The organism is Streptomyces sp. NPDC053665, assembly GCF_055585285.1.
In genome coordinates, this window is sequence record NZ_JBVJKK010000005.1 from 586397 (window position 1) to 610967 (window position 24571).

The following is a 24571-nucleotide window of genomic DNA, read 5'->3' on the forward strand; positions in this document are numbered from 1 at the left end:
GAGGCCCCCGGTCACGACGGAAGGCGGCGGTCATGGTCACTCACGTTCCCGCGGAGGCACCCGGCGACGAGCGCGGAGCGCTGCTGTCGTTCATCGCCGAGCAGCGCGGCGGCATCCGCCGGGCGCTGCTGGGTCTGACGCCGGAGCAGGCGGCGTCCCGCCCCAGTGCGAGCGAGCTGTCCCTGGCCGGTCTGCTCAAGCACGTGGCGGAGGTCGAGCAGGGCTGGATCGCCCGGGCCAAGGGGGAGCCGCCCGCCGTCCACCGGGACGAGTCGAACTGGGACGAGTGCTTCCGGCTGGTCGGCGACGAGACCGTGGAGCAGCAGCTCGCGTACTACGAGAAGGTGGCCGCCGACACCGAGGCGTTCATCCGCGAGGTGCCCTCCCTCGACGACACGTTCCTGCTGCCGGCGACGTCTTGGAACCCCAAGGACGAACGGCTCTCCATGCGCTGGCTCTGCCTGCACCTGATCCGCGAGACGGCCCGGCACGCCGGTCACGCGGACATCGTCCGGGAGTCGCTGGACGGCGCGACGGCCTTCGAGCTGGTGGCGAGGGAGCAGGGCAGCGCCCGGGGCTGACCCCGCCCGTCCTACGCTGGCCCCATGTCAGCGATCCGTCTCCTCGTGCTCGGCGCGGTCCGCATGCACGGGCGGGCCCACGGCTACCAGGTGCGCAACGACCTGGAGTACTGGGGCGCCCACGAGTGGTCCAGCGCCAAGCCCGGCTCGATCTACCACGCGCTGAAGCAGATGGCCAAGCAGGGCCTGCTGCACGCGCATGAGGTAGCCCCGTCCACGGCCGGCGGCCCGCCGCGCACGGAGTACGAGCTCACCGGGCAGGGCACCGAGGAGTACTTCCGGCTGCTGCGTGAGTCGCTGGTCACCTACGACCAGCGCGGGGACGTGAAGACGGCGGCCGTCGGCTTCGTGGTGGACCTGCCCCGGGCCGAGGCGGTGGCCCTGCTGAAGGAGCGGACGATGCGCATCGAGCAGTGGCGGGCCGCCGTCCTGGAGCACTACGCGCCCGAGGAGGGGCCCCAGCAGCTCGGCCACATCGGGGAGATCATGAACATGTGGGTCCACACGGCCGACTCCGAGGCCGAGTGGACCCGCGGGCTGATCGAGCGCATCGAGAGCGGCGCCTATACCTTCGCCGACGAGGGCGACCCGTTCGTGGGCGTGCTGGCCGAGGACGAGGAGAACCCGTACGCGACGGGGGAGCGCCATCCCGGGGATTCCCACTAATCAAGTTTGACGAATGGCGGGCGCGGGGATACCTTCGAGCACGTAGTCAAGTTTGACTAGCGAGGGAGGCTCAGTGGCCGACGCGGCGATCACCGTGGAAGGCGTGCACAAGAGGTACGGCGACAAGAAGGCGCTGGACGGGCTCGGCCTCACGGTCGCGCGCGGCACGGTGCACGGGGTGCTCGGGCCGAACGGCGCGGGCAAAACCACGCTGGTCCGGGTCCTGTCCACGCTGCTGCGGCCGGACGCGGGCCGGGTCGTGGTGGCCGGCCACGACGCGGTCCGCGAGGCGTACGCCGTCCGGCTGCGCATCGGCCTGCTCGGGCAGAACGCCGCGCTCGACGAGGAGCTCGGCGGCCGGCAGAACCTGGAGCTGTTCGGCCGGCTGCACCACCTGGGCGCCCGGGGGGCCCGCGCGCGGGCCGGTGAACTGCTGGAGCGCTTCGGCCTGGCCGGCACCGGCCGCAAGCCGGTGCGCCAGTACAGCGGGGGCATGCGGCGCCGGCTCGACCTGGCCGCGTCCCTGATCACCGAACCGGAGGTGCTGTTCCTGGACGAGCCGACCACCGGGCTCGACCCGCGCGGGCGGGCCGAGGTGTGGGAGTCCGTCCGCGCCCTGGTCGGCGGCGGGACGACGGTGCTGCTCACCACCCAGTACCTGGAGGAGGCCGATCAGCTCGCCGACCGGATCAGCGTGGTCGCCGGCGGACGGGTCATCGCCGAGGGCACGGCCGACGAGCTGAAGGCCGAGACCGGCGGCGACCGCATCGACGTGGTGCTCCGGGACGCGGGCCAACTGGGCGCTGCCGTCACCCTGCTGCCCCTCGCCGACGTGTCCGTCGACCCCGACCGCCGTCTGCTGAGCGCCCCGGTCGCCGACCGCATGGAGGCCCTGGCCGGCGTCGTCCGGGCCCTGCGGGAGGCCGGGATCGAGGCGGAGGACGTCGCCCTGCGCCGCCCGACGCTGGACGAGGTGTTCCTGCACTTGACCGGGGACGACCACCGAGTGAAGGAGGCCGCGTGACCGCGCACGCCCTGACCGACTCCTGGACCATGACCCGCCGGGAGCTCGCCCGCTGGCAGCGGCAGCCCGTCCAGCTGGCCGTCAACCTGGTCTTCCCGGTGATGCTCCTGCTCATGTTCGGCTACCTGGTCGGTGGCGGGCGGGGCGTGAGCGGCGAGTACCGCGACTACCTGATCCCCGGCATGCTCGCGCTCACCATGGCCTTCGGCCTGGAGGGCACGATGCTCGCCGTCACGCAGGACCTGAACAAGGGCGTGATCGACCGGTTCCGGTCGATGCCGATGGCCGACGGCGCGGTGCTGGTGGGCCGGTCGGCCGCCGACATGCTCCAGTCGGCGCTGGCCCTGCTGGTGCTGATCGGCGTGGGCGTGGCCCTCGGCTGGCGGTCCGGCGGCGGTCCGACGGCCCTCCTCGCCGCCCTGGGCCTGCTGCTGCTGTTCCGCTTCGCCATGCTGTGGATCGGCATCCACCTCGCCCTGGTGGCCGGCCGGCCGGAGATGGTGCAGGCCGTGCAGATCCTGGTCTGGCCGGTCGGCTTCCTGTCCAACGCCCTGGCCGCGCCCGGCTCCATGCCCGGCTGGCTGGGCACGGTCGTCGAGTGGAACCCGATGTCCCACACGGCCACGGCCGTACGGGACCTCTTCGGCGTCCCCGGCACGGAGTCCGGGCACGTCTGGGCGGCGGTCGCCTGGCCCCTGGCCCTGCTGGCGGTGTTCTTCCCGCTGGCGGTGCGCAGGTTCGCACGGCTGAGCCGGTGAGCACCGGCGTCCGGGACGCTCCGGACGCCGGGCCCTAGTGGTGGAAGCTGGTCGCCGCGCCCCTGTCCCGGGTCAGGGGGTGCGGCTGCCGGCGCAGGTCCGGCAGCAGCCGCTCCAGGTCCTGCGCGAGCAGGTCGGCGAGGTCGGCGGAGAACCCGTTGCGGCACACCACCCGCAGCACGGACAGGTCCTGACGGTTCTCCGGGAAGGTGTAGGCGGGCACCAGCCAGCCGTGCTCGCGCAACCGCCGCGACACGTCGAACACGTCGTACGCCGTCACGTCCGGCGCGGTCGTGAAGGCGAACACGGGCAACTGGTCGCCCCGGGTCAGCAGCCGGAAGTCGCCGAGTGCCTCGATCCGGGCGGCCAGCGCGGTGGCCACGTCCCGCGCGGCCTGCTGCACGGCCCGGTAGCCGTCCCGGCCCAGCCGCAGGAACGTGTAGTACTGCGCCACGACCTGGGCGCCCGGCCGCGAGAAGTTCAGCGCGAACGTCGGCATGTCACCGCCCAGGTAGTTCACCCGGAACACCAGCTCCTCCGGCAGCGCCTCGGCGTCCCGCCACAGCGCCCAGCCGACGCCCGGGTAGACCAGGCCGTACTTGTGCCCCGAGGTGTTGATCGACGCCACCCGCGGCAGCCGGAAGTCCCACACCAGGTCCTCGTCGAGGAAGGGCGCGACCATCGCGCCGGACGCCCCGTCGACGTGCACGGGGACGTCGAGCCCGGTGCGCTCCTGAAGGGCGTCCAGCGCGGCGCACAGGTCGGCGACCGGCTCGTAGGACCCGTCGAAGGTGGAGCCGAGGATGCCCACGACCCCGATGGTGTTCTCGTCGCACAGCTCGGCCGCCGCCTGCGGATCCAGGTGGTAGCGCTCGCCCTCCATGGGGACCAGCCGCGCCTCCACCTCCCAGAAGTTGCAGAACTTCTCCCAGCAGACCTGCACGTTCACGCCCATCACCAGATTGGGCCGGGCCCCCGGGTAGCGGTCGGCGTTGCGCTGGGCCCAGCGCCGCTTCAGGGCCATGCCGGCGAGCATGCAGGCCTCGCTCGACCCGGTCGTGGAGCAGCCCACCGCGGCGGCCGGGTCGGGCGCGTTCCACAGGTCGGCGAGCATCGCCACGCAGCGCCGCTCCAGCTCGGCCGTGCGCGGGTACTCGTCCTTGTCGATCATGTTCTTGTCCCGGCACTCCGCCATCAGCAGCCCGGCCTCCGGCTCCATCCAGGTGGTGACGAAGGTGGCGAGGTTCAGCCGCGCGTTGCCGTCGAGCATCAGCTCGTCGCGCACCAGCTGGTGGGCGGTCGCCGGGGCCATCGGCTGGTCCGGGAGCCGGTGCGTGGGCGGCGCCTCGGCCATGTCGCCGACCGGGTTGGCGGGGCCGTAGAACGGGTTCACGGACATGCGGTGCTCGCCGGAGCGGCGGGGACCTTCGTGGAGCGGCACGGGTGCCTCCAAGGGCTGGGTGGCGACGGGGATGGGGGTGTCGGGAGCTTCAGCGGACCGGGGAGCCGTCCTCGCGCAGCTGCATCTGCGGCCGGCCCGTGACCAGCAGCCAGGCCGGCAGGGAGGCGATGCACAGCAGGGGGAGGATCGACGGGGAGGCGACCAGCACCGCGGCGACGAAGAGGCTGACCCAGCCCTGCCGGGTGATCGCCAGCAGCACGCCGAGCACCGCGGCGGACACCCCGACCGAGGGGTGCACCCCGTCGACGAGGGCGTGGGCGCCCAGGCCGAGGGCGGTGCCGACGAACACGGCCGGGAAGATGCGCCCGCCGCGGAAGCCGCAGGAGGCGGCGACGAGCAGCGCGGCCAGCTTCACGACCGTCAGGACGGCGTACTCCCCGGCACCGCGGGCTCCGGGGTCCCGCGCCAGCACGGCGATCTCGTCGAGCCCCTTGAACAGCGTCAGATGGCCGCCGAGCGCCGCCAGGGCGCCGAGCACGGCCCCGCCCGCCGGGAGCATGAGCATCGGGTGCCGCAGCCGGCGGAAGGCCACGTGGACGTGGGGGAACGCGTAAACGGCGCAGAGGGTGAGCAGCGCGCCGGCCGAGGCGACCACGACAGCCGCCGCCAGATCGGCCCAGCCGGGGCGCCCGAGGGGCGGCAGGCCGAGATCGAAGCTCGGGCGGTCGATGAGGGAGACGGTCAGGGAGCCGGCCGCGGCGGCGGTCAGCGGCGCGAACAGGTTGTCCCAGAGCAGGCCGCGCGTCTTCTGCCCGGCCAGCACCTCGGAGATCACCAGGGCGGCGGCCACGGGCGTGCCGAACAGCGCGCCGATGGTCGCCGCCTCGGCCAGCGCCGGCCAGATCCGGCCCGGCGCCCGCGGCACGGCCCGGCCGCCCAGCCACACCGCCAGGCCCACGTTGACGGCGATGATCGGGTTCTCCGGGCCGAGGCTCGGCCCGCCGGCCAGCATCAGCGCGGTCGCCAGCACCAGTCCCGGCAGCACCACGGGCGGCAGGACCGGGGCGTCCAGCCCCACGGTGGCCGGGTCGGGGCCCGCGTGCCCGGGCATCCGCCACACCACGAGCCCGACCGCGACCCCCGTCGCGACGAGCATCACGAACATCCACGCGACCGAGTACCGGCCGATGCCGAGCGCGTCCGGCAAGGGCCCCCAGAGCACGTCCTCGAGGTGCTCGGCGGCGACCTCCACCCCCACGAGCACCAGGCTGGACAGGACACCGACGGCCACGGCGGGCACGATCGACGGCAGCAGGGCGCGAGCGGGGGTCGCCGGGGTGACGGAGGGCGCCTGCGGCTCGGTGTCCTGGACCACGGGCACACGATAAACGGATCAACCCGGACAAACATGAAACACGCTTGCACCTCACGTCGCGTGAGGCCCGACCGTGGAGCACGGAAGAAGAAGGGAGCGGAAGTGAGCTACTCCGTGGGACAGGTCGCGGGCTTCGCCGGCGTCACGGTGCGCACGCTGCACCACTACGACGACATCGGCCTGCTCGTCCCGAGCGAACGCAGCCACGCGGGTCACCGGCGCTACGGCGACGCCGACCTCGACCGGCTGCAGCAGATCCTGTTCTACCGGGAGCTCGGCTTCCCGCTCGACGAGGTCGCCGCCCTGCTCGACGATCAGGCCACCGGAAAAGCAGACCCGCGCGCACACCTGCGCCGGCAGCACGACCTGCTGACCGCCCGGATCGAGAAGCTGCGCAAGATGGCGGCGGCCGTGGAGCACGCCATGGAGGCACGCACGATGGGAATCGACCTCACGCCCGAGGAGAAGTTCGAGGTCTTCGGGGACCACGACCCCGAGCAGTACGACGAGGAGGTGCGCCGGCGCTGGGGCGGCACGACGGAGTACGCCGAGTCGCAGCGCCGCGTCGCCCGCTACACCAAGGACGACTGGACGCGCATCCAGGCCGACGCCGCCGACTGGGGCGAACGCTACGCCGCCCTGGTCGCGGCCGGCGGGGCCCCCACCGGTGAGGCGGCCATGGACCTCGCCGAGGAGCACCGGCAGCACATCTGCACGTGGTTCTACGCGTGCTCCCACGAGCTGCACCGCTGCCTGGGCGAGATGTACGTCGCCGACGAGCGCTTCACCGCGTTCTACGACGCGATCCGCCCCGGCCTCGCCGCGCACCTCAAGGAGGCCATCGCCGCGAACGCGGACCGGCACACCGGCTGATCCCCGGCCCGGGGGTGGCTCACTCCCGGGCCAGGACCACCGCCGTGCCGTAGGCGCAGACCTCCGTGCCGACGTCCGCCGCCTCGGTCACGTCGAAGCGGAACGCGAGCACGCCGTTGGCCCCACGCGCGCGTGCCTGCTCCACGAGCCGTTCCATGGCCTGGTTGCGGGTCTGCACGAGCGTCTTGGTCAGGCCGCGCAGCTCGCCGCCGACCATCGACTTCAGCCCGGCGCCGATCTGGCTGCCGATGTGCCGGGAGCGCACGGTGAGGCCGAAGACCTCCCCGAGCACCTCCTGCACGCGGTAGCCGGGTACGTCGTTCGTGGTGACGACGAGGACGTCGGGCTGGGGGCCCTGTCCACCGCCGTATTCGTCGATGCCCATGTCCACAGCTTTGCCCGGGACGGGCCACAGTGCATCCTGATAACCCCCATGGAACCTGGGTCGTGACGGCTGCGTTGATACGTTGAGGCAGTCAGCCCCAGCCCGTACCCCACAGCAGCAGGAGCCACATCCCCGTGACCACGCTTGCGCTCGGCCCCGAGTGGCTCAGCCCGGAGCACCTGATCTCCACGTTCAGCCTGCCCGGCATCCTGCTCATCGTCTTCGCGGAGTCCGGCCTCTTCGCGTTCCTGCCGGGCGACTCCCTGCTGTTCACGGCGGGTCTCTTCGTCGCCGAGGGCACGTACATCAGCCAGCCGCTGTGGCTGGTCTGCACCCTGATCGTGCTCGCCGCCGTCCTCGGCGACCAAGTGGGCTACATGATCGGCAAGTTCCTCGGGCCGAAGCTGTTCAGCCGGCCCAACTCCAAGCTCTTCAAGCAGGAGAACCTGGACAAGGCCCACGAGTTCATGGAGAAGTTCGGGCCCAAGGCGATCGTCCTGGCCCGCTTCGTGCCCATCGTGCGCACGTTCGCGCCCATCGTCGCCGGCGCCGGCCGCATGAAGTACCGCACGTTCCTGACGTACAACGTCGTCGGCGGCATCGCCTGGGGCACCGGCGTGACCCTCGCGGGGTTCTGGCTGGGCCAGATCGGCTTCATCAAGAAGAACGTCGAGTCGATCCTCGTCCTGATCGTGCTGCTCTCCCTCGTCCCGATCATCATCGAGTACCTGCGCGAGCGCTCGAAGAAGAAGCGCGCCGCGGCGCAGGCCCCCCAGGAGCGGCACCAGCAGCCCCCGGCCATGGACGACGCGACGACCCAGCTGCGCCGCATCACGCCCGACGACCGGCCGCCCCACCGCCACCCGCAGCAGCAGCCCCCCCACGGCGACCGGAACGGCCATCAGGACCAGCAGTACCAGGGCCAGTACCCGCAGGCCCCGAACCCGGGCTACGGCGCCCAGCAGCCGTACGGGACCCAGCAGCCCTACGGCACGCAGCAGCCCTACGGAACCCAGCAGCCGTACGGCACCCAGCAGCCGTACGGCAGCCGGCAGGGCGGCGGGCAGCAGGACCCGTACGGCAACGGCTACTGAGCGGCCGCGGGACTCCGGCGGCCGCCGGAGTCCCGGCCGGGAGCCGGTGGGCGCCCGGAGCTAGAACCCCCTGGTGCGCTTGGCCGCGCGCCGCTTCTCCGCCGACCCGATCCGCAGGAACATCCGCGAGATCTCGGACCCCAGATTGACGCCGATGGCGATGGCCATGGCCAGGGCCACCGCCTTCGACAGCGACACCAGCCCCGCGTCCACCTCGCTCTGCGCGATCGCCAGCAGCCCGAAGTACGTGGCGGAACCGGGCAGCAGCGGCCCGATCGCGGCAGTCGTGTACGGCAGGGCCGACGCGAACCGGTAGCGGGACAGCAACTGCCCGAACAGCCCCACCAGCCCCGCGGCCGCGGCCGTGGACGCCACCGGTGAGATGTCCCCGACGTAGTGCATCGCGCCGTACACGACCCAGGCGACACCCCCGTTCAGCGTCACCCAGACCACGGTGGAGCGCTCCTGCTGGAGCAGCACCGCGAACGCCAGCGACAGCAGCATCGACGCGGCGATCATCATGACCGGGTCGTCGGAGGCGCCGAGCGCCTGGTCCGGGTTGAGCCGCGCCCCGAGCTGCACGCCGAAGTACAGCACCAGCAGCACCCCGGCGACGATGCCCACGAAGAAGTACAGGACCTCCAGCAGACGGGCGGAGGCCGTGATGTAGAAACCGGTCAGGCCGTCCTGCACACCCGCCACCAGGGCCCGCCCGGGCAGCAGCGCGAACAGCCCACCGGTGATCACCGCCGAGGCCTTCACGTCGACATGACCGAGCGTCAGCGCGACCCCGATCGCGGCCGGCGGCATCGCCGCGACCGTGAACTGGTAGAACTCCGGCAGCCCGCGCCCCGCGCACAGCCACGCCAGCCGGTCGCCCAGCATCGCGCCCAGCGCCGCCGCGACGAACACGATCACGTCACCGCCCACCAGGACGGAGGCCGCGCCCGCCAGCAGACCGCTCGCCCCGGTCAGGGCCCAGCCGGGATACGGGTGCCGGTTGCGGCGGATCTCCGCGAGCCGCCGGTAGGCCTCCTCCAGCGAGACCGCCGTCTCGTCGTCGCTGAGGTCGTCCACCAGCTGGTACACGGCCGCCAGCCGGGTGTAGTCGGTGCCCCGGCGGCGCACGGTCCGCGACGCCGTGACCGGGTCGTCGACCAGGGACGGCTGGTAGGAGATCGCCAGCAGCGTGAACGTCACGTTGGGCTCGCAGCGGTCCAGCCCGTAGGACCGGCAGACGGCGAACATCGCCGCCTCCACGTCCTCGGCGCCCTCACCGCCCGCCAGCAGCAACTCGCCGATACGCAGCGTCAGGTCGAGCACGCGCGGCACCGCCGGCCCGCTCTCGTCGCCGCCGCGGTGCGCGGTCTCCGGCGCGGGCCGCTCCGCCACCGGCATGCGCAGCATCGTGCGCATCCGGTCCTGCCACGGCACGTCCTTGGTCAGGCTGACCTGGGGGATGCCGTTGGGCGGGGTGAAGGCCGTGGGCGCGTGCTTGCTGCTGTAGGTGCTCGGCGGGGTGAACGCCGAGCCCTCGTGCTCCGCGGGGTGCGCCGGCTGCACGTCCAGCCCGTCCGGCACGGAGAACTCGGAGGTGGTCTCGGACTCCGAGACCGTCGCTCTGGGAACGGCCAGCCCGTCGGGGATCGCGAACTCCGACGTCGTCGACATGTCCCCGTCGACGACCGTCTGGGCAGGAGGCTGGAAGGCACTCCTCGCCTCGTCCGACGTCGGCTTGCGGTCCTCCGCGTCCGTCACTGCCTGGCGCTCCCTGTACGACACGTCAGCCTCAGTACCCCCTGGCCTCAGTATGCGCACATACAGGCCGACGGGCCGCACGCGCAGGCGTGCGGCCCGTGGGCATCAGCGGGAGGTTCAGTGACCGCCCGACTCCTTGAAGCGCTTGTAGGACCGCTCGATCTCCGCCTCGGCGTCCGTACGGCCCACCCAGTTGGCGCCCTCGACCGACTTGCCCGGCTCCAGGTCCTTGTAGACCTCGAAGAAGTGCTGGATCTCCAGGCGGTCGAACTCCGACACGTGGTGGATGTCCCGCAGGTGCTCCACACGCGGGTCGTGCGCCGGGACGCACAGCAGCTTGTCGTCGCCGCCGGCCTCGTCGGTCATGCGGAACATGCCGATCGCGCGGCACTGGATGAGGCAGCCGGGGAACGTCGGCTCGTCCAGGATGACCAGCGCGTCCAGCGGGTCGCCGTCCTCGCCGAGCGTGTTCTCGACGAAGCCGTAGTCGGCCGGGTAGCTGGTCGAGGTGAAGAGGCGGCGGTCCAGGCGGATACGACCGGTCTCGTGGTCCACCTCGTACTTGTTCCGCGAACCCTTCGGAATCTCGATCGTGACGTCGAACTCCACCGGTGGCTCCTCCATGATCAACACATAGTTCTGGTGATTAAGTGTCCCTCACGCAGGTGTGTGATCGCGAAAGGGGCTGGTGGTCGTGCCAGAGCTGAGGCCTTGGCGGGCCGCGGGACCGCACGTGGTGCGGATCGCGGCCGCCGTACGACCACGCCTGGCCCGGGCCGCTGCGACCGTGCGACCACGGCTCGCCCGGCTCCGCGGAGCCGGAGAACCGCAGGTCGTGCGGCCGAAGACCTGGGGCTACACCGCGGGGGCCGCGACCGCCGGGCTCGCCCTGGCAGCCGGGGTGGTGACCGCCGCAGGTCCCTGGGACTCCTCGGGTCAGCGTACGGCGGAGCGGCACCGGGCCGTGGCCCTGCACCGCCCGGGTGGCGCAGATCACGGCAGCGCCGCCGGCGCGCCCGGCCGCCCCCGCCCCGCTCCCAGCGCCGGTCCGGTGCTGACCGGTCTCGGCGGCGTGAGCACCGTACGGTCCGGCCCGGACGGCAAGGCCCTCGCCGACGCCCTCACACCCCTCCTCGCGGACCCGGCGCTCGGCCCCCGGCCCGCCGCGGCCGTCGTCGACGTCACCACCGGCAGGCGCCTGTTCGGCAAGAACCCCGACGCCGCGTCCACCCCCGCCTCCACGACGAAGATCGCCACGGCCGTCGCCGCGCTGTCCGCCATGGGCCCCGACCACCGGCTCACCACCCGCGCCGCGCTGGAACCCGACACGAAAGAAGTAGTCCTCGTCGGCGGCGGCGACCCCACCCTCACCGCCCGCGAGAAGGCCCAGGGCCAGGCCAGCCTGCGCGACCTCGCCCAGAACGCCGCCGCGGCCCTCGCCGACCGCGGCATCCGCGAGGTCACCCTCTCCTACGACACCACCCTCTACACCGGCACCGACCGGCACCCGATCGGCAAGAACGACAACCTCGCCCGGGTCACCCCGCTGATGGCCGACGAGGGCCGCCCCGACGACTCGACGAGCGGCCCGATCGAGCGGGTGCCGGACCCGGCCGCCGACGCGGCCCGCCGGTTCGGCGACTTCCTGAAGTCCTACGGCGTCAAGACCACCGCCCCCGGCCTCTCCAAGGCCACCACCCGCGCCAAGACGCTCGCCAAGGTCTCCTCGCCGCCGCTGTCGGCCCTCGTCGAGCGCATGCTCACCCACAGCGACAACGACCTCGCCGAGGCCCTGGCCCGCCAGACCGCGATCGCCACCGGCCACCCGGCCGACTTCGCCGGCGCCGACAAGGCGATCAGCGCCCGGCTGCGCGCACTCGGCCTGCCCGTGAAGGGCGCGGCCTTCAAGGACGGCAGCGGCCTCGACCGCGCCGACCGCCTCACGCCCGGCCTGCTCACCGCGCTGCTCGCCAAGGCGGCCGACCCGTCCCACCCCGAACTCCGCCCCGCCCTCACCGGCCTGCCCGTCGCCGGCTTCACCGGCACCCTGACCTCCCGCTACAGGGACGGGGCGTCCGGCGTGGTCCGCGCCAAGACGGGCACCCTGAGCGGCGTCAACGCCCTCGCGGGCACCCTGGTCGACGAGGAGGGCCGCCTGCTGGCCTTCGCCTTCATGACCACGGGCACGGAGGGCATCGAGCCGGCGGTGACCCAGAAGGCCCTCGACCGGGTGGCCAGCGCCCTCGCGGACTGCGGCTGCGGGTGACGGGACGGGCCCCGGGCGGGCGGGTGACGCCGCCTCCCGGGAGCGGCCGCCCCTCGCCGCCCTGCCCCACCGGGCGGCGCTCACGTACGGTTGACGCATGACGAGCATCGGTGGTGCTTCAACCGGCATGGTCGACTGGAATCTCGCGGTGGCGACCGCGACCCGGCTCGTACGGCCGGGCCCCGAGGTGAGCCGCGACGAGGCGAGGGCCGTCGTCGCGGAGCTGCGCCGGCACGCCAAGGCCTCGGAGGAACACGTCCGCGGCTTCACCCGGCTCGGCACCGAGGAGGGGCACGACACCCCCGTCCTCGTCGTCGACCGGCCGGGCTGGGTGCGCGCGAACGTCGCCGGCTTCCGGGAGATCCTCAGGCCCCTGCTGGACAAGATGCAGGAGCGGCGCGGCAGCAGCACGGGCAGCGCGGTCATGGGCGCCGTCGGCGGCAAGGTCACCGGCGTCGAACTCGGCATGCTGCTGTCCTTCCTGGCCTCCCGCGTCCTCGGCCAGTACGAGACCTTCGCCCCCGCGTCCCGCGAACTCCCCGGCGGCAGCGGCGGCGGCCGGCTCCTGCTCGTCGCCCCGAACATCGTCCACGTCGAGCGCGAACTCGACGTCGACCCGCACGACTTCCGGCTCTGGGTGTGCCTGCACGAGGAGACCCACCGCACGCAGTTCACCGCCGTGCCCTGGCTGCGCGACCACCTCGAGGGCGAGGTCCAGGCGTTCCTCGCGGAGACCGACGTCGACCCCATGACCGTCCTGGAACGGGTCCGCGAGGCCGCGCAGAGCCTCGCCGGGGGCCGCCCCGAGGCCGAGGAGGACGACGGCGGCCGCTCCCTGGTGGAGATCGTGCAGACCCCCGCCCAGCGCGAGATCCTCGGCCGCCTCACGGCCGTGATGTCCCTGCTGGAGGGGCACGCGGACTTCGTGATGGACGGCGTCGGCCCGTCCGTGGTCCCCTCCGTCGGCGAGATCCGGGAGAAGTTCCAGCAGCGCCGCGCCAAGGGCGCCTCCCGCCTCGACCTCGCCCTGCGCAAGCTGCTCGGCCTGGACGCCAAGCTCCGCCAGTACCGCGACGGCGAGCGGTTCGTGCGGGCCGTCGTCGACGAGGTCGGCATGGACGGCTTCAACCGCGTGTGGACCTCGCCCAACACCCTCCCCACCAAGGCGGAGATCGCCAAACCGGCGGACTGGGTCACGCGGGTGCACCGCAAGGCCGAGTAGTGAACGGGACGTCCAGGTCGTGAAGGAGAGCCCGCCGACGGCAGGCGAACGCCCCACCAATCACCCGTCCGAGGGACCGTGAGCCAGGGGTAGGCGTGCAATGCTCGGGGAACGGCCCGCTTCTGTCACCATCTACACACTCTGCGTGACCGACACGCGGGCTCACCCCCCGAAAACTTCATGAAGGGAACCGGACATGGGTCCCCATCCTGCGGTCGCGGCGATACGCCTGGCGGTCCGCCGCGTCCTCCACGACCTCCTCACCGAAGTGCACCGCGCCCCTGCCGCGGTCCCGCACGCCTCCCCGCACGACCGGCCGCCCCGGCCGCTCGTGCTCGTGGCGTGCTCCGGCGGCGCCGACTCCATGGCCCTCGCCTCCGCCCTCGCCTTCGAGTCCCCCAAGCTCGGCATCAGGGCCGGCGGCATCACCGTCGACCACGGCCTCCAGACCGGCTCCGACGTGCGCGCCGCGGAGGTCGTCCAGCGCCTGCGCGAACTCGGCCTCGACCCCGTCGACTCCGTCGCCGTCAGCGTCGGCCGCGCCGGCGGGCCCGAGGCCGCCGCCCGCGACGCCCGCTACGCCGCCCTCGACACCGCGGCCGAACGCCACGGCGCCGCCGCCGTCCTGCTCGGGCACACCCGCGACGACCAGGCCGAGACCGTCCTGCTCGGCCTCGCCCGCGGCTCCGGCACCCGCTCCCTGTCCGGAATGGCCGCGGTCTCGGGGGCCGGCGGCCGTTACCGGCGCCCCTTCCTGGAGCTCGACCGGCAGACCGCCCGCAAGGCGTGCATGGTCCAGTCCCTGCCCGTCTGGGACGACCCCCACAACGCCGACCCGGCCTACACCCGCTCCCGGCTGCGCCACGAAGGCCTGCCGGCCCTGGAGAAGGCCCTCGGCAAGGGCGTCGTCGAGGCACTCGCCCGGACGGCCCAGCTCTCCCGTGACGACGCCGACGCCCTGGACTCCTGGGCCTCCCAGGTCGAGTCCACCGTGCGCGACGCCACGGGGCAGCTGGAGTGCGCCAAGCTCTACGCCCTGCCGCCCGCCGTGCGCCGCCGCGTCCTGCGCCGGGCCGCCGTCGCGGCCGGGGCACCGGCCGGATCGCTGTTCGCCCGCCACATCGAGGAAGTCGACCGGCTGATCACCGGCTGGCGGGGTCAGGGAGCCATCAACCTCCCCGGCAAGGTCGTGGCCCGGCGGCAGGGTGGCAGACTGGTGATTCGGCAAGGCTGAAGCACCGCTCCTCCGCACTCGCGGAGGAGAGGACCGCTCAGCCGGTGGGACGACCGAAAGTGATGCGGGTGGACGCGAAAGACATGGGTGCCGACCTCGAGAAGGTGCTCATCACCAAGGAACAGATCGACGCCAAGCTGGCCGAGCTGGCCGAGAAGATCGACGCGGAGTACGAGGGCAAGGACCTGCTGATCGTCGGCGTCCTCAAGGGCGCGGTGATGGTCATGGCCGACCTCGCGCGGGCGCTGTCCACCCCCGTCACCATGGACTGGATGGCCGTATCCTCGTACGGGGCGGGCACCCAGTCCTCCGGTGTGGTGCGGATCCTCAAGGACCTCGACACCGACATCAAGGGCAAGCACGTCCTGATCGTCGAGGACATCATCGACTCCGGTCTGACCCTGTCGTGGCTGCTCTCCAACCTCGGCTCGCGCGAGCCCGCCTCCCTCAAGGTGTGCACGCTGCTGCGCAAGCCCGAGGCGGCGAAGGTGGCCATCGACGTGGAATGGGTCGGCTTCGACATCCCCAACGAGTTCGTCGTGGGCTACGGCCTCGACTACGCCGAGAAGTACCGCAACCTCCCGTTCGTCGGTACGCTCGCGCCCCACGTGTACGGCGGCTGAACACCCGGCCGGGGTGCCGTGACGGTGATCGGGAACCCCGGCGGGCTTCCCGCCGTTGGAGCAGGCGTGGACGGATCGCCAGCCGCACCGCGCAGCTTCAGGTGACAATGCTGGGGTACCGTCCGAAGAACAGTCTTTTATCAAACTCACTATGGCAGGAGGGACGGGGCGGCACCGCTCCGTATGGATGGACGTGAAGCGATACTTCCGTGGGCCGGTCATGTGGATCGTGCTGGCCGTCCTCGCCGTGGTCGTGTTGATGCAGGTCGTCGGCTCGTCCGGCGGCTACAAGACGGTGGACACCGGCGAGGTCGTCCAGGCGATCAATCAGAACAAGGTGGAGTCGGCCAAGCTGACCACCGGTGACGAGCAGATCATCAAGGTCTCGCTCAAGGACGGCGTGAAGGTCGACGGCAGCTCGAAGATCCAGGCGAGCTACATCGGCGACCAGGGCGTGGGCATCGCCAACACGCTGCAGAACAAGTACCAGGACAAGCAGATCCCCGACGGCTACACGGTCTCGCCGTCCAAGCAGAACCCGATCGTCGGGATCCTGCTCTCGCTCCTGCCCTTCGTCCTCATCGTCGTCGTCTTCCTGTTCCTGATGAACCAGATGCAGGGCGGCGGCTCCCGGGTCATGAACTTCGGGAAGTCCAAGGCGAAGCTCATCACCAAGGACACGCCGAAGACGACCTTCTCCGACGTCGCCGGGTCCGACGAGGCCGTCGAGGAGCTCCACGAGATCAAGGAGTTCCTCCAGGAGCCGGCCAAGTTCCAGGCCGTCGGCGCCAAGATCCCCAAGGGCGTCCTGCTCTACGGGCCTCCCGGCACCGGCAAGACCCTGCTCGCGCGTGCCGTCGCGGGCGAGGCCGGCGTTCCGTTCTACTCGATCTCCGGTTCCGACTTCGTCGAGATGTTCGTCGGTGTCGGTGCCTCCCGGGTGCGCGACCTGTTCGAGCAGGCCAAGGCGAACGCCCCGGCGATCGTCTTCGTCGACGAGATCGACGCGGTCGGCCGCCACCGCGGCGCCGGCCTCGGCGGCGGTCACGACGAGCGCGAGCAGACCCTGAACCAGCTCCTCGTCGAGATGGACGGCTTCGACGTCAAGGGCGGCGTGATCCTCATCGCCGCGACGAACCGGCCCGACATCCTCGACCCGGCGCTGCTGCGCCCCGGCCGCTTCGACCGGCAGATCGCCGTCGACCGCCCGGACATGCAGGGCCGTCTGGAGATCCTCAAGGTCCACCAGAAGGGCAAGCCGGTCGCGCCGGACGTCGACCTGTCGGCCGTCGCCCGCCGCACGCCCGGCATGACGGGTGCCGATCTGGCCAACGTGCTGAACGAGGCCGCCCTGCTGACGGCCCGCAGCGACCAGAAGCTGATCGACAACCACATGCTCGACGAGGCGATCGACCGCGTGGTCGCGGGCCCGCAGAAGCGGACCCGGATCATGTCGGACAAGGAGAAGAAGATCACCGCGTACCACGAGGGCGGACACGCCCTGGTCGCGGCGGCCTCCCCGAACTCCGACCCGGTCCACAAGATCACGATCCTGTCCCGCGGCCGGGCCCTCGGCTACACGATGGTGCTGCCGGACGAGGACAAGTACTCGACCACGCGCAACGAGATGCTCGACCAGCTCGCCTACATGCTGGGCGGCCGCGCGGCCGAGGAGCTCGTCTTCCACGACCCGACCACGGGTGCCGCCAACGACATCGAGAAGGCCACCGGTCTGGCCCGCGCGATGGTCACGCAGTACGGCATGACCGAGCGCCTCGGTGCGATCAAGTTCGGCGGTGACAACACCGAGCCGTTCCTCGGCCGTGAGATGTCCCACCAGCGCGACTACTCGGAAGAGGTCGCCGCGCTCGTGGACGAAGAGGTCAAGAAGCTCATCGAGACGGCGCACAACGAGGCCTGGGAGATCCTGGTCGAGAACCGCGACGTCCTCGACAACCTCGTCCTGCAGCTGCTGGAGAAGGAGACGCTGGGCAAGGAGGAGATCGCCGAGATCTTCGCCCCCATCGTCAAGCGCCCGCCCCGGCCCGCCTGGACCGGCTCCTCCCGCCGCACGCCGTCGACCCGTCCGCCGGTCCTCTCCCCCAAGGAGCTGGCCCTGACGAACGGCGCGAACGGCGCGACGCCGGCGATCAGCACCGCCAAGAGCACCACGGCGGAGCCCGCCCCGGCGCCCGAGCGGACCCCGGAGGTCCGCCCCGAGAGCTGACCGCAGCCCTCCCGGCGCCCACCGGCCCCGGAATGAAAGCCGCGCCCCCCAGGTTTTAGCCTGGGGGGCGCGGCTTTCCGCCATTGGGACACAGGAACGAGGCACCAGATGACCGACCCCGTGACGCTGGACGGCGACGGCCGGATCGGCGAGTTCGACGAGAAGCGCGCCGAGAACGCCGTACGGGAACTGCTGATCGCGGTCGGCGAGGACCCGGACCGCGAGGGCCTGAGGGAGACGCCGGCGCGGGTGGCGCGGGCGTACCGTGAGCTGCTGGCCGGCCTTCGGCAGGAGCCCGAGGATGTGCTGACGACGACGTTCGACCTCGGCCACGACGAGATGGTGCTGGTCAAGGACATCGAGATCGTGAGCCTCTGTGAGCACCATCTGCTGCCGTTCCACGGCGTGGCCCACGTCGGGTACATCCCGGCGGAGACCGGCAAGATCACCGGTCTGTCGAAGCTGGCGCGTCTGGTCGAGGTGTTCGCCCGGCGCCCGCAGGTGCAGGAACGACTCACCACGCAGATCGCCGACTCACTGATGAAGATCCTCGAGGCACGGGGCGCCATCGTCGTGATCGAGGCCGAGCACATGTGCATGTCCGTGCGCGGTATCCGCAAGCCGGGCGCCAAGACCACGACGTCGGCGGTCCGCGGGCAGCTGCGGGACTCCACCACCCGCGCCGAGGCGATGAGCCTGATACTGGCGCGCTGACCCGCTTGTCAGAGGGTTCCGATACGGTCCTGGTCAGCGTGGTGGACCGCTGACCAGGGGGGATCGCGGTGCCGTCTGGACTGCCGAGCAAGCAGGTGGTGAACGCTGTCGGCGGTCGGGTGCAGGCGAGGAGTGTCCGGGCGGGTGGCCGGCTGTGGTCTCTGGACGGGGACCGCACCGTCCCGACGACAGTCCGGCAGGTGACGAGCGTCCGCACCCGCGAGGTCGTGGAGGTGGTGACCGATCACCTGACGTTCACGGTGGCTCCGGATCAGTTGCTGGGCACGCCGGACGGGTGGGTCCACGCCCGGGACGCCGGGGGAACGGTTCTGGCCTGGACGCCTGCGCGAAAGCTGTGCAGGGTGCGGCTTGCCATCGAGCCGGGGCGGGATCTCGGCTACTTCGTGGGGGCCACCTGCTCCGACGGGACGGTCGGCCGTAACTATGTGTCCCTGGTCGTGAACGACGAGGACTTTGCCGCGCGGTACGCAGCCTCTCTGACGGCGGCCACCGGGTTGCCGGCGCGACTCGAAGCCGTGACACGGCCCTCCGGCTACCTCCGGCGGGACGTTCCCGGCTTCCGGGTGCGGGTCGTCTCCTCGTATCTGGCGGACCTTCTCCGGCAGTACGTCGGCGGCGACGCCCATCACCTGCGCCAGAACTTCCCTCGGGTCGTGCTCCGGGACATGGAGACCTTCGAAGGCTTCCTCGACGGCTACACCGACGGCGACGGCTACCGGTCGGCGTCCTTGTCCGGTCGCCTGCTGGTCAGCGCTAACGTGCCGTTCCTCACCGAGCTGGCCCAGGTGGTCGGTGCGAGGTTCACGCCCCGCCCCGGCAGGCCTTCCGCACAGCTGGTCGTGGCCGACAGCTGGGCCTCCCGAGGGACGTTCAAGCCCGAGCACCACCCGCTGCAACTCCGCGAGACCACATGGACCCAGGTGCACGAGGTACGGCGGCGGGTGACGACGAACAAGCCGTACACCCTCTACGACTACCGCCTGCACCCGTACCCGGGGTTCCTGGTCAACGGGCATCTCGTCCGTCAGGCGTGGTGAGCCTCGGGCCGCGTCAGATCGTCGGGGCCGGGCCTGTGTTCTCGGTGTCCTCGTCGTCCGGGAGTTTGCAGACGCGCTCCAGGAAGATCGCGGCCGCTATGACGCCGATGCCTGCGAGGACCGAGAGGCCCGCGTAGATGGCCTGGTCGCGGCGGGCCGGGATGTCCAGGGACTCCAGGAGGAAGACGCCCGTGCCGCCGTACATGCCGGCGACCAGGGCGGCGACCAGGGCGCTGGCGTGGCCGAAGACGACCGCGCGGGCGGCCATCATGGGGTCGACGCCCTTGGCGTCGGGCCGCCGCTCGCGCTGGGCCTTCAGCCGGGCGCGCAGCGAGAGCGCCGTGGCCAGCAGGACCACGGCGATCAGGGCCAGGACGATGGGGGCGGCCAGGGGGACGCTGGGGAGCGTGCCGATCGAGTTCCACAGGCGGGCGCCCGCCCAGGACAGGACTCCGGCCACGACGAACACGCCGGCCAGCAACCTGATGCGCAGCTCTTTCACGGTGTCCCTTCGCATTCCCCCGGTTCGGCCCGGTTCCCGGCCGTCTTGACCTTAACGGCTACTCGGGCAGCCGGAGTTCCAGGTCCTCGCGCGGTGTCACGCCCTCCCGGGTGACGGCGTCCAGCAGTCCGGCGACGGGCCCGTGGCCGGGGAGCTGCGCGTCGGGGTCGAGGTCGTGCCAGGGGGCCAGCACGAAGGCGCGTTCGTGGGCCCGGGGGTGGGGGAGGGTGAGCCGCGGGTCGTCGGAGACGACGTCGGCGTAGGAGACGATGTCGACGTCGAGGGTGCGCGGGCCCCAGCGCTCGTCGCGGACGCGGTGGAAGGCCTCCTCGACGGCCTGCGCGCGCTCCAGCAGGGAGGAGGGCGGCAGGGTCGTCTTGAGGACCACGACGGCGTTGAAGTAAGCGGGCTGGCTGCCGGGGTCCACGCCCCAGGGCTCGGTCTCGTAGACGGGGGAGACGCCCTTGACGCGGATGCCGGGGGTGTCCTCCAGGGCGTCGACGGCCCCCTGGAGGGTCTCCAGGCGGTTGCCGAGGTTGGAGCCGAGGGCGACCACAGCCCGTTTGGGGTTGGACAGGGTCGTGTCGGCGGCGTCGACCCGGTCGACGACGGAGGCGGGTACCGGCTGGACGGTCGGGTCGCTGGGACCCTTGATGAAGGGCGCGGTCATGCTCGGCTCCGGGTGATGGTGACGGTCACGTCGTCGAAGGGGACCGTGATCGGGGCGTCCGGCTTGTGGACGCAGACCTCGACCTGCTGGACCGCCTCGTGCCGCAGGCAGACCTGGGCGATGCGCTCGGCGAGCGTCTCGACGAGGTCGACGGGCTCGCCCTGGACGACGGCCACGACCTCCTCGGCCACGATGCCGTAGTGCACGGTCTTGGTCAGGTCGTCGTCGGCCGCGGCCGGCCGGGTGTCCAGGCCGAGGACGAGGTCCACGACGAAGGTCTGGCCCTCCCTGCGTTCCTCGGGGAACACACCGTGGTGCCCGCGGGCCCTCAAGCCGCGCAGCGCGACACGATCCACGCGAATCACTCCTGCAGTCGTCGGTGCCGGCCGGTCGGTGCCGTGTGCGGGCGGCACACCGGCCTCGGTCGAATCTACCTGCGCGCCCGGGCGGGCCCGGGCCGCGGGGGCGCGGGCCGGGGCGCGTCCCGGGGGGAGCCACCCGGTGTCCTGCCTGGGCAGCCCGGTGGCTCGCGGGCCGGCGGGGGTCCGCGTCCGCCGGGCGGTGATTCCCACCACGTCCGGGCAGGTACCCGCTCAGGCGGGGGTGTCGTCCTCTTCCTCGTCGTCGTTCTCGGCGAGGACGGGGGAAGCGTGGTGCGCCCAGAGCTTCCACCCCTGGGGCGTGCGCCGGTACACGTTGGTGGCGACCACGAGCTGTCCGACGAGCGGGCCCAGCTCCTCGTCGCCCTCGGGGGCGGGGCCGCCGCTGAGGATGTTCTCGGTGCAGGTGACCAGGGCGGTGTCGCCGGTGACCGAGACGTGCACGTCGGTGAGGAAGAACTGGATGTAGTCGGTGTTCGCCATGATCAGGGCGTAGGAGCGCAGGACCTCGCCGCGGCCGGTGAGCACGGGCCAGCCGGGGTGCACGCAGGAGACCACGCCGGCGTCGGCGGGGTCGTGGTAGGTCTCGTCGACGCCCAGGTCGGCAGGGGTGAGCCAGAGCGAGGCGAGCTCCTCGAAGTCGCCGCGCTCCAGTGCCTCGTAGAAGGCCGTGTTGGCGGCCTCGACCTGCTCGACATCGGTGTGCGGGGCGCTCACCGGTCGCCTGCCGCGCCGGTGCGGGCTCCCTCGATGGCGCGGGCGACCCGTACGGCGTCCGCGGTGGCGCGCACCTCGTGCACGCGGACGGCCCAGGCGCCGGCCTGCGCGGCGAGGGCGGAGACGGCGGCGGTGGCGGCGTCGCGTTCGCGGGCGGGCGGGGGCGCCGCGTCGGGGCCGGCCAGGACGCGGCCGAGGAAGCGTTTGCGGCTGGCGGCGACGAGGACGGGGTGGCCGAGGCCGAGGACCCGGTCGAGGCGGGCGAGGAGGGCGAGGTCGTGCTCGGCGTCCTTGGAGAAGCCGAGGCCCGGGTCGACGATGACGCGGTCGGCTCCGATGCCGCCGGCCAGGACGGCCTCCACGCGCGCGTGCAGCTCGTCGACGACCTCGGTGACGACGTCGGCGTAGGTGCCGCGGACGTTGCCGCCCTCCAGGAAGCCGCGCCAGTGCATGACGACGAAGGGGGCGCCGGCGTCGGCGACGGCGGGGATCATGCGCGGGTCGGCCAGGCCGCCGCTGACGTCGTTGACGAGGGCGGCGCCGGCGGCGAGGGCGCGGGCGGCGACGGAGGCGCGCATGGTGTCGACGGATACGGTGACGCCTTCGGAGGCCAGCCCGCGGACCACGGGGACCACCCGGCGCAGTTCCTCGTCCTCGTCCACGCGGGTCGCGCCGGGGCGGGTGGACTCGCCGCCGACGTCGACCAGGTCGGCGCCCTCGGCGACCAGTTCCAGGCCGTGTTTGACGGCGGCCGTGGTGTCGAAGAAGCGGCCGCCGTCGGAGAAGGAGTCGGGCGTGACGTTCACGACTCCCATGACCGCGCAGCGGTCCCGATCCGGTAGGCCCGCCACGCGCCCGCGTCCGCTCTGGTTGCTCATATGTTCAGCGTAGGCCCAGGCGGGGGCGGCCCGGTGCCGCGGCCCGGGCGGGGCGGGCGCCCGGCCGGGCCGCGGTGCGCCGGGAGCAGGCCGGGGTGTGCCGGGACCGGGCCGGCCGGGGTGTGCCGGGGGCGGGTCGCGGTGTCAGGCCGCCCGGACGTGGTGGTCCGTCCTCGTGCCGTGGGCGCAGGGGCGGCGGACGACCGGGCGCCGGCGGCGCAGGAAGCGCGGCAGGGGCAGGGCGAGGCTGACGAAGCCCTCGGCCTGCAGGGCGGCGAGGCCGATGCGGGGCAGGTCGGCGGAGGCCCGGTAGACGACGAAGCGGGGTTCCCAGCGCGGCTGGAACTTGGCGTTGAACTTGTACAGGGACTCGATCTGGAACCAGCGGGAGAGGAAGACGAGCAGGCCGCGCCAGACGCGCAGGACCGGCCCGGCGCCGATCTTCTCGCCGCGGGCGAGCGCGGAGCGGAACATGGCGAAGTTGAGGGAGACCCGCGCGATGCCCAGGCGGGGCGCGGCCTGGAGGGCGGCCACGATGAGCAGTTCGTTCATGCCGGGGTCGGCGGAGCGGTCGCGGCGCATGAGGTCCAGGGAGGCGCCGTCGGCGCCCCAGGGCACGAAGTGCAGGACCGCCTTCAGGTCGCCGTGGGGGCCGGGCCGGTCGTCGGCCTTGTGGGCGGTGGCGATCAGGCAGTCGCCGTCGGCGGGGTCACCGACACGGCCGAGGGCCATGGAGAAGCCCCGCTCGGTGTCGGTGCCGCGCCAGTCGTCGGCGGCGCGGCGGATGCGGTCCAGCTCGGCTTCGCCGAGGTCACGGACACGTCGTACCCGGGTCTCGTAACCGGCGCGCTCGATGCGTTTGACCATCTGCCGCACGTTGCGCATCGCGCGGCCGGCCAGGGAGAAATCCATGACGTCCACCACCGCCTCGTCGCCGAGTTCGAGGGCGTCGAGCCCGGTCTCGCGGGTCCACACCTCACCGCCCGTCTCGGAACAGCCCATGACGGCCGGTGTCCAGGAGTGGGCCCTGGCCTCGTCCATGAAGCGTTCGATGGCGCCCGGCCAGGCCTCGACGTCCCCGATGGGGTCGCCACTGGCGAGCATCACGCCGGAGACCACGCGGTAGGTGACGGCCGCCTTGCCGCTGGGGGAGAACACCACGGCCTTGTCGCGGCGGAGCGCGAAGTGGCCGAGGGAGTCGCGGCGGCCGTGGCGTTCCAGCAGGGCGCGCAGGCGTGCCTCGTCCTGCTCGGTGAGCTGCGCGGCCGGGTGCTCGGGGCGGAAGGCCAGGTAGATGGTGGTGACGGCGGTGATCAGGCCGAGCGCGCCGAGGGAGAAGGCGACGGTCCAGGAGGTGTCGCCCCGGTAGTCGACGGGTCCCTCGAAGCCGACGAGGCCGTAGAGGACGTGGGTGATGCGGTCGGCCAGGCTCGGGTCGCCGAGCATGCGCCCGGGGTGGACGCTGACGACGAGCAGGCCCAGCAGCAGCGAACCGGCGCCCATCAGGACGAAGTTGGCCAGGGCGCGCCAGCGGCTGCGGGGGTCGGGCAGGGCGTCGAACTGGTCGCGGTGGCGCAGCAGCGGCGCCAGCAGGGCGAGGGAGAGGAGGACGCCGAGGACGGAGTGCCGGTAGGCGAACTGGGCGACCGCGCCGGCCGGGAGGAGCACCACGGCCGCTCGCCAGGCCCGGCGCTTGCCGCGCTTGAGCCCGTGGGCGAGCAGGAGCAGCAGGACGCCGGTGCTGAGGGACAGGGCGGCCGCGAACGGGCCGAGTGCGCCGGGCAGGACCTCGGCGAGGGCGTGCATCCGGCTGTGCCGGAAGCGGGGGAAGACGCCCGCGGCGATGTCCAGCAGGCCCACGAGGGCGCAGGCTCTGCCGACGAGGACGGGGACGGCCTCGGGGCGTGGGCCGCGCAGCGCCCGGCCGATCCGGCCGGTGCGTGCGGGGGCGGCCCGGCCACCCGGAACCCCACCCGACATTTCGTCATCTGTCCTGACAGACATCGCATCCCGTAGTTCTGCGAGAGACCTTGGATCCGGGCCCGATTCGGGCATCCGGCGACATTGCGCCCTCTAGGACGGTGTCTCGGAGGGAGAGGTTCACTCCCCACGTCAAAGCCGTTCCCAAGGCCGAGGAAAGCCCGGGACAACCTCTCGCGAAGGT

At 72.4% G+C, this 24571-nt stretch carries 24 protein-coding genes; 13 read left to right on the plus strand and 11 right to left on the minus strand.

The features are described 5' to 3' along the window. Positions 1-32: 32 nt before the first annotated feature. The 4 genes from ACZ6ZN_RS22760 to ACZ6ZN_RS22775 all read left to right on the plus strand — a co-directional run bounded on the left by ACZ6ZN_RS22760 (position 33) and on the right by ACZ6ZN_RS22775 (position 3029). Positions 33-581 (plus strand): DinB family protein, encoded by a 549-nt coding sequence (locus tag ACZ6ZN_RS22760; protein ID WP_398108804.1) that lies wholly within the window; start codon positions 33-35, stop codon positions 579-581. Between the two features lie 24 nt (positions 582-605). Beyond that, entirely contained in the window at positions 606-1247 is a 642-nt protein-coding gene (locus ACZ6ZN_RS22765; protein ID WP_469648816.1) for a PadR family transcriptional regulator, read from the plus strand. A 103-nt stretch (positions 1248-1350) separates the two neighbouring features. Next, entirely contained in the window at positions 1351-2271 is a 921-nt protein-coding gene (locus tag ACZ6ZN_RS22770) for an ATP-binding cassette domain-containing protein (RefSeq protein WP_469648963.1), read from the plus strand. After that, positions 2268-3029: an ABC transporter permease gene (locus ACZ6ZN_RS22775; RefSeq protein ID WP_451876264.1), complete on the plus strand. Its 762-nt coding sequence runs from the start codon at positions 2268-2270 to the stop codon at positions 3027-3029. Before ACZ6ZN_RS22770 ends, ACZ6ZN_RS22775 begins: the two co-directional genes overlap by 4 nt. Positions 3030-3063: 34 nt before the next feature. Here the strand turns inward: ACZ6ZN_RS22775 and ACZ6ZN_RS22780 are convergent, their stop codons facing one another. Together ACZ6ZN_RS22780 and ACZ6ZN_RS22785 are read right to left on the minus strand one after the other, a co-directional pair. Then, positions 3064-4470, minus strand: a complete 1407-nt coding sequence (locus ACZ6ZN_RS22780; RefSeq protein ID WP_451876265.1) for a glutamate decarboxylase — start codon at positions 4468-4470, stop codon at positions 3064-3066. Between the two features lie 49 nt (positions 4471-4519). Further along, entirely contained in the window at positions 4520-5806 is a 1287-nt protein-coding gene (locus ACZ6ZN_RS22785; RefSeq protein WP_469648818.1) for an ion channel protein, read from the minus strand. A 102-nt stretch (positions 5807-5908) separates the two neighbouring features. On the opposite strand from ACZ6ZN_RS22785, the gene ACZ6ZN_RS22790 reads away from it, so the two are divergent. Then, a complete protein-coding gene (locus ACZ6ZN_RS22790) occupies positions 5909-6679 on the plus strand; it encodes a MerR family transcriptional regulator (RefSeq protein ID WP_451876267.1) in 771 nt (256 codons plus the stop codon). Positions 6680-6698: 19 nt separating this feature from the next. Here the strand turns inward: ACZ6ZN_RS22790 and ACZ6ZN_RS22795 are convergent, their stop codons facing one another. Then, on the minus strand, positions 6699-7064 hold the full coding sequence (locus ACZ6ZN_RS22795) for a YbjQ family protein (RefSeq protein ID WP_383503299.1): 366 nt from the start codon (positions 7062-7064) through the stop codon (positions 6699-6701). Between the two features lie 134 nt (positions 7065-7198). Between ACZ6ZN_RS22795 and ACZ6ZN_RS22800 the strand changes: the two genes are divergently transcribed. Next, positions 7199-8158 (plus strand): DedA family protein, encoded by a 960-nt coding sequence (locus tag ACZ6ZN_RS22800; RefSeq protein ID WP_469648820.1) that lies wholly within the window; start codon positions 7199-7201, stop codon positions 8156-8158. Between the two features lie 60 nt (positions 8159-8218). Here the strand turns inward: ACZ6ZN_RS22800 and ACZ6ZN_RS22805 are convergent, their stop codons facing one another. Together ACZ6ZN_RS22805 and ACZ6ZN_RS22810 are read right to left on the minus strand one after the other, a co-directional pair. Further along, on the minus strand, positions 8219-9916 hold the full coding sequence (locus ACZ6ZN_RS22805; RefSeq protein ID WP_398109337.1) for a threonine/serine exporter family protein: 1698 nt from the start codon (positions 9914-9916) through the stop codon (positions 8219-8221). Positions 9917-10033: 117 nt separating this feature from the next. Then, positions 10034-10525: an inorganic diphosphatase gene (locus ACZ6ZN_RS22810; protein ID WP_369198837.1), complete on the minus strand. Its 492-nt coding sequence runs from the start codon at positions 10523-10525 to the stop codon at positions 10034-10036. Positions 10526-10604: 79 nt separating this feature from the next. On the opposite strand from ACZ6ZN_RS22810, the gene dacB reads away from it, so the two are divergent. The 7 genes from dacB (at position 10605) to ACZ6ZN_RS22845 (ending at position 19260) form a co-directional block, all read left to right on the plus strand. Further along, positions 10605-12182 (plus strand): D-alanyl-D-alanine carboxypeptidase/D-alanyl-D-alanine endopeptidase, encoded by a 1578-nt coding sequence (gene dacB, locus ACZ6ZN_RS22815; protein WP_469648822.1) that lies wholly within the window; start codon positions 10605-10607, stop codon positions 12180-12182. 97 nt (positions 12183-12279) lie between these two features. Then, the gene (locus tag ACZ6ZN_RS22820) at positions 12280-13404 is read left to right on the plus strand and encodes a zinc-dependent metalloprotease (protein WP_398108796.1); all 1125 of its coding nucleotides are present in this window, start codon (positions 12280-12282) and stop codon (positions 13402-13404) included. A gap of 196 nt (positions 13405-13600) precedes the next feature. Then, entirely contained in the window at positions 13601-14638 is a 1038-nt protein-coding gene (tilS, locus tag ACZ6ZN_RS22825) for a tRNA lysidine(34) synthetase TilS (protein ID WP_398108795.1), read from the plus strand. Positions 14639-14700: 62 nt separating this feature from the next. Continuing rightward, positions 14701-15261: a hypoxanthine phosphoribosyltransferase gene (gene hpt / locus ACZ6ZN_RS22830; protein WP_469648966.1), complete on the plus strand. Its 561-nt coding sequence runs from the start codon at positions 14701-14703 to the stop codon at positions 15259-15261. Between the two features lie 187 nt (positions 15262-15448). After that, a complete protein-coding gene (ftsH, locus tag ACZ6ZN_RS22835) occupies positions 15449-17488 on the plus strand; it encodes an ATP-dependent zinc metalloprotease FtsH (RefSeq protein WP_469648824.1) in 2040 nt (679 codons plus the stop codon). 108 nt (positions 17489-17596) lie between these two features. Next, the gene (folE, locus tag ACZ6ZN_RS22840; RefSeq protein WP_383507666.1) at positions 17597-18202 is read left to right on the plus strand and encodes a GTP cyclohydrolase I FolE; all 606 of its coding nucleotides are present in this window, start codon (positions 17597-17599) and stop codon (positions 18200-18202) included. A gap of 200 nt (positions 18203-18402) precedes the next feature. After that, entirely contained in the window at positions 18403-19260 is an 858-nt protein-coding gene (locus ACZ6ZN_RS22845; RefSeq protein ID WP_469648828.1) for a hypothetical protein, read from the plus strand. A 13-nt stretch (positions 19261-19273) separates the two neighbouring features. Here the strand turns inward: ACZ6ZN_RS22845 and ACZ6ZN_RS22850 are convergent, their stop codons facing one another. The 6 genes from ACZ6ZN_RS22850 to ACZ6ZN_RS22875 form a co-directional block, all read right to left on the minus strand. Then, on the minus strand, positions 19274-19762 hold the full coding sequence (locus tag ACZ6ZN_RS22850; protein WP_398108792.1) for a DUF3180 domain-containing protein: 489 nt from the start codon (positions 19760-19762) through the stop codon (positions 19274-19276). Between the two features lie 58 nt (positions 19763-19820). Continuing rightward, positions 19821-20432, minus strand: coding sequence for a 2-amino-4-hydroxy-6-hydroxymethyldihydropteridine diphosphokinase (gene folK, locus ACZ6ZN_RS22855; protein ID WP_451876271.1), 612 nt, complete (start codon positions 20430-20432; stop codon positions 19821-19823). After that, a complete protein-coding gene (gene folB / locus ACZ6ZN_RS22860) occupies positions 20429-20788 on the minus strand; it encodes a dihydroneopterin aldolase (RefSeq protein WP_398108790.1) in 360 nt (119 codons plus the stop codon). The genes folK and folB overlap by 4 nt, the downstream gene beginning before the upstream one ends. A gap of 237 nt (positions 20789-21025) precedes the next feature. Then, complete coding sequence (locus ACZ6ZN_RS22865; protein WP_398108789.1) at positions 21026-21529, minus strand: nuclear transport factor 2 family protein; 504 nt, start codon at positions 21527-21529, stop codon at positions 21026-21028. Then, the gene (gene folP, locus ACZ6ZN_RS22870) at positions 21526-22407 is read right to left on the minus strand and encodes a dihydropteroate synthase (protein ID WP_451876272.1); all 882 of its coding nucleotides are present in this window, start codon (positions 22405-22407) and stop codon (positions 21526-21528) included. Before folP ends, ACZ6ZN_RS22865 begins: the two co-directional genes overlap by 4 nt. A 144-nt stretch (positions 22408-22551) precedes the next feature. Beyond that, a complete protein-coding gene (locus ACZ6ZN_RS22875; RefSeq protein ID WP_469648831.1) occupies positions 22552-24387 on the minus strand; it encodes a phosphatidylglycerol lysyltransferase domain-containing protein in 1836 nt (611 codons plus the stop codon). Positions 24388-24571: the final 184 nt, after the last annotated feature.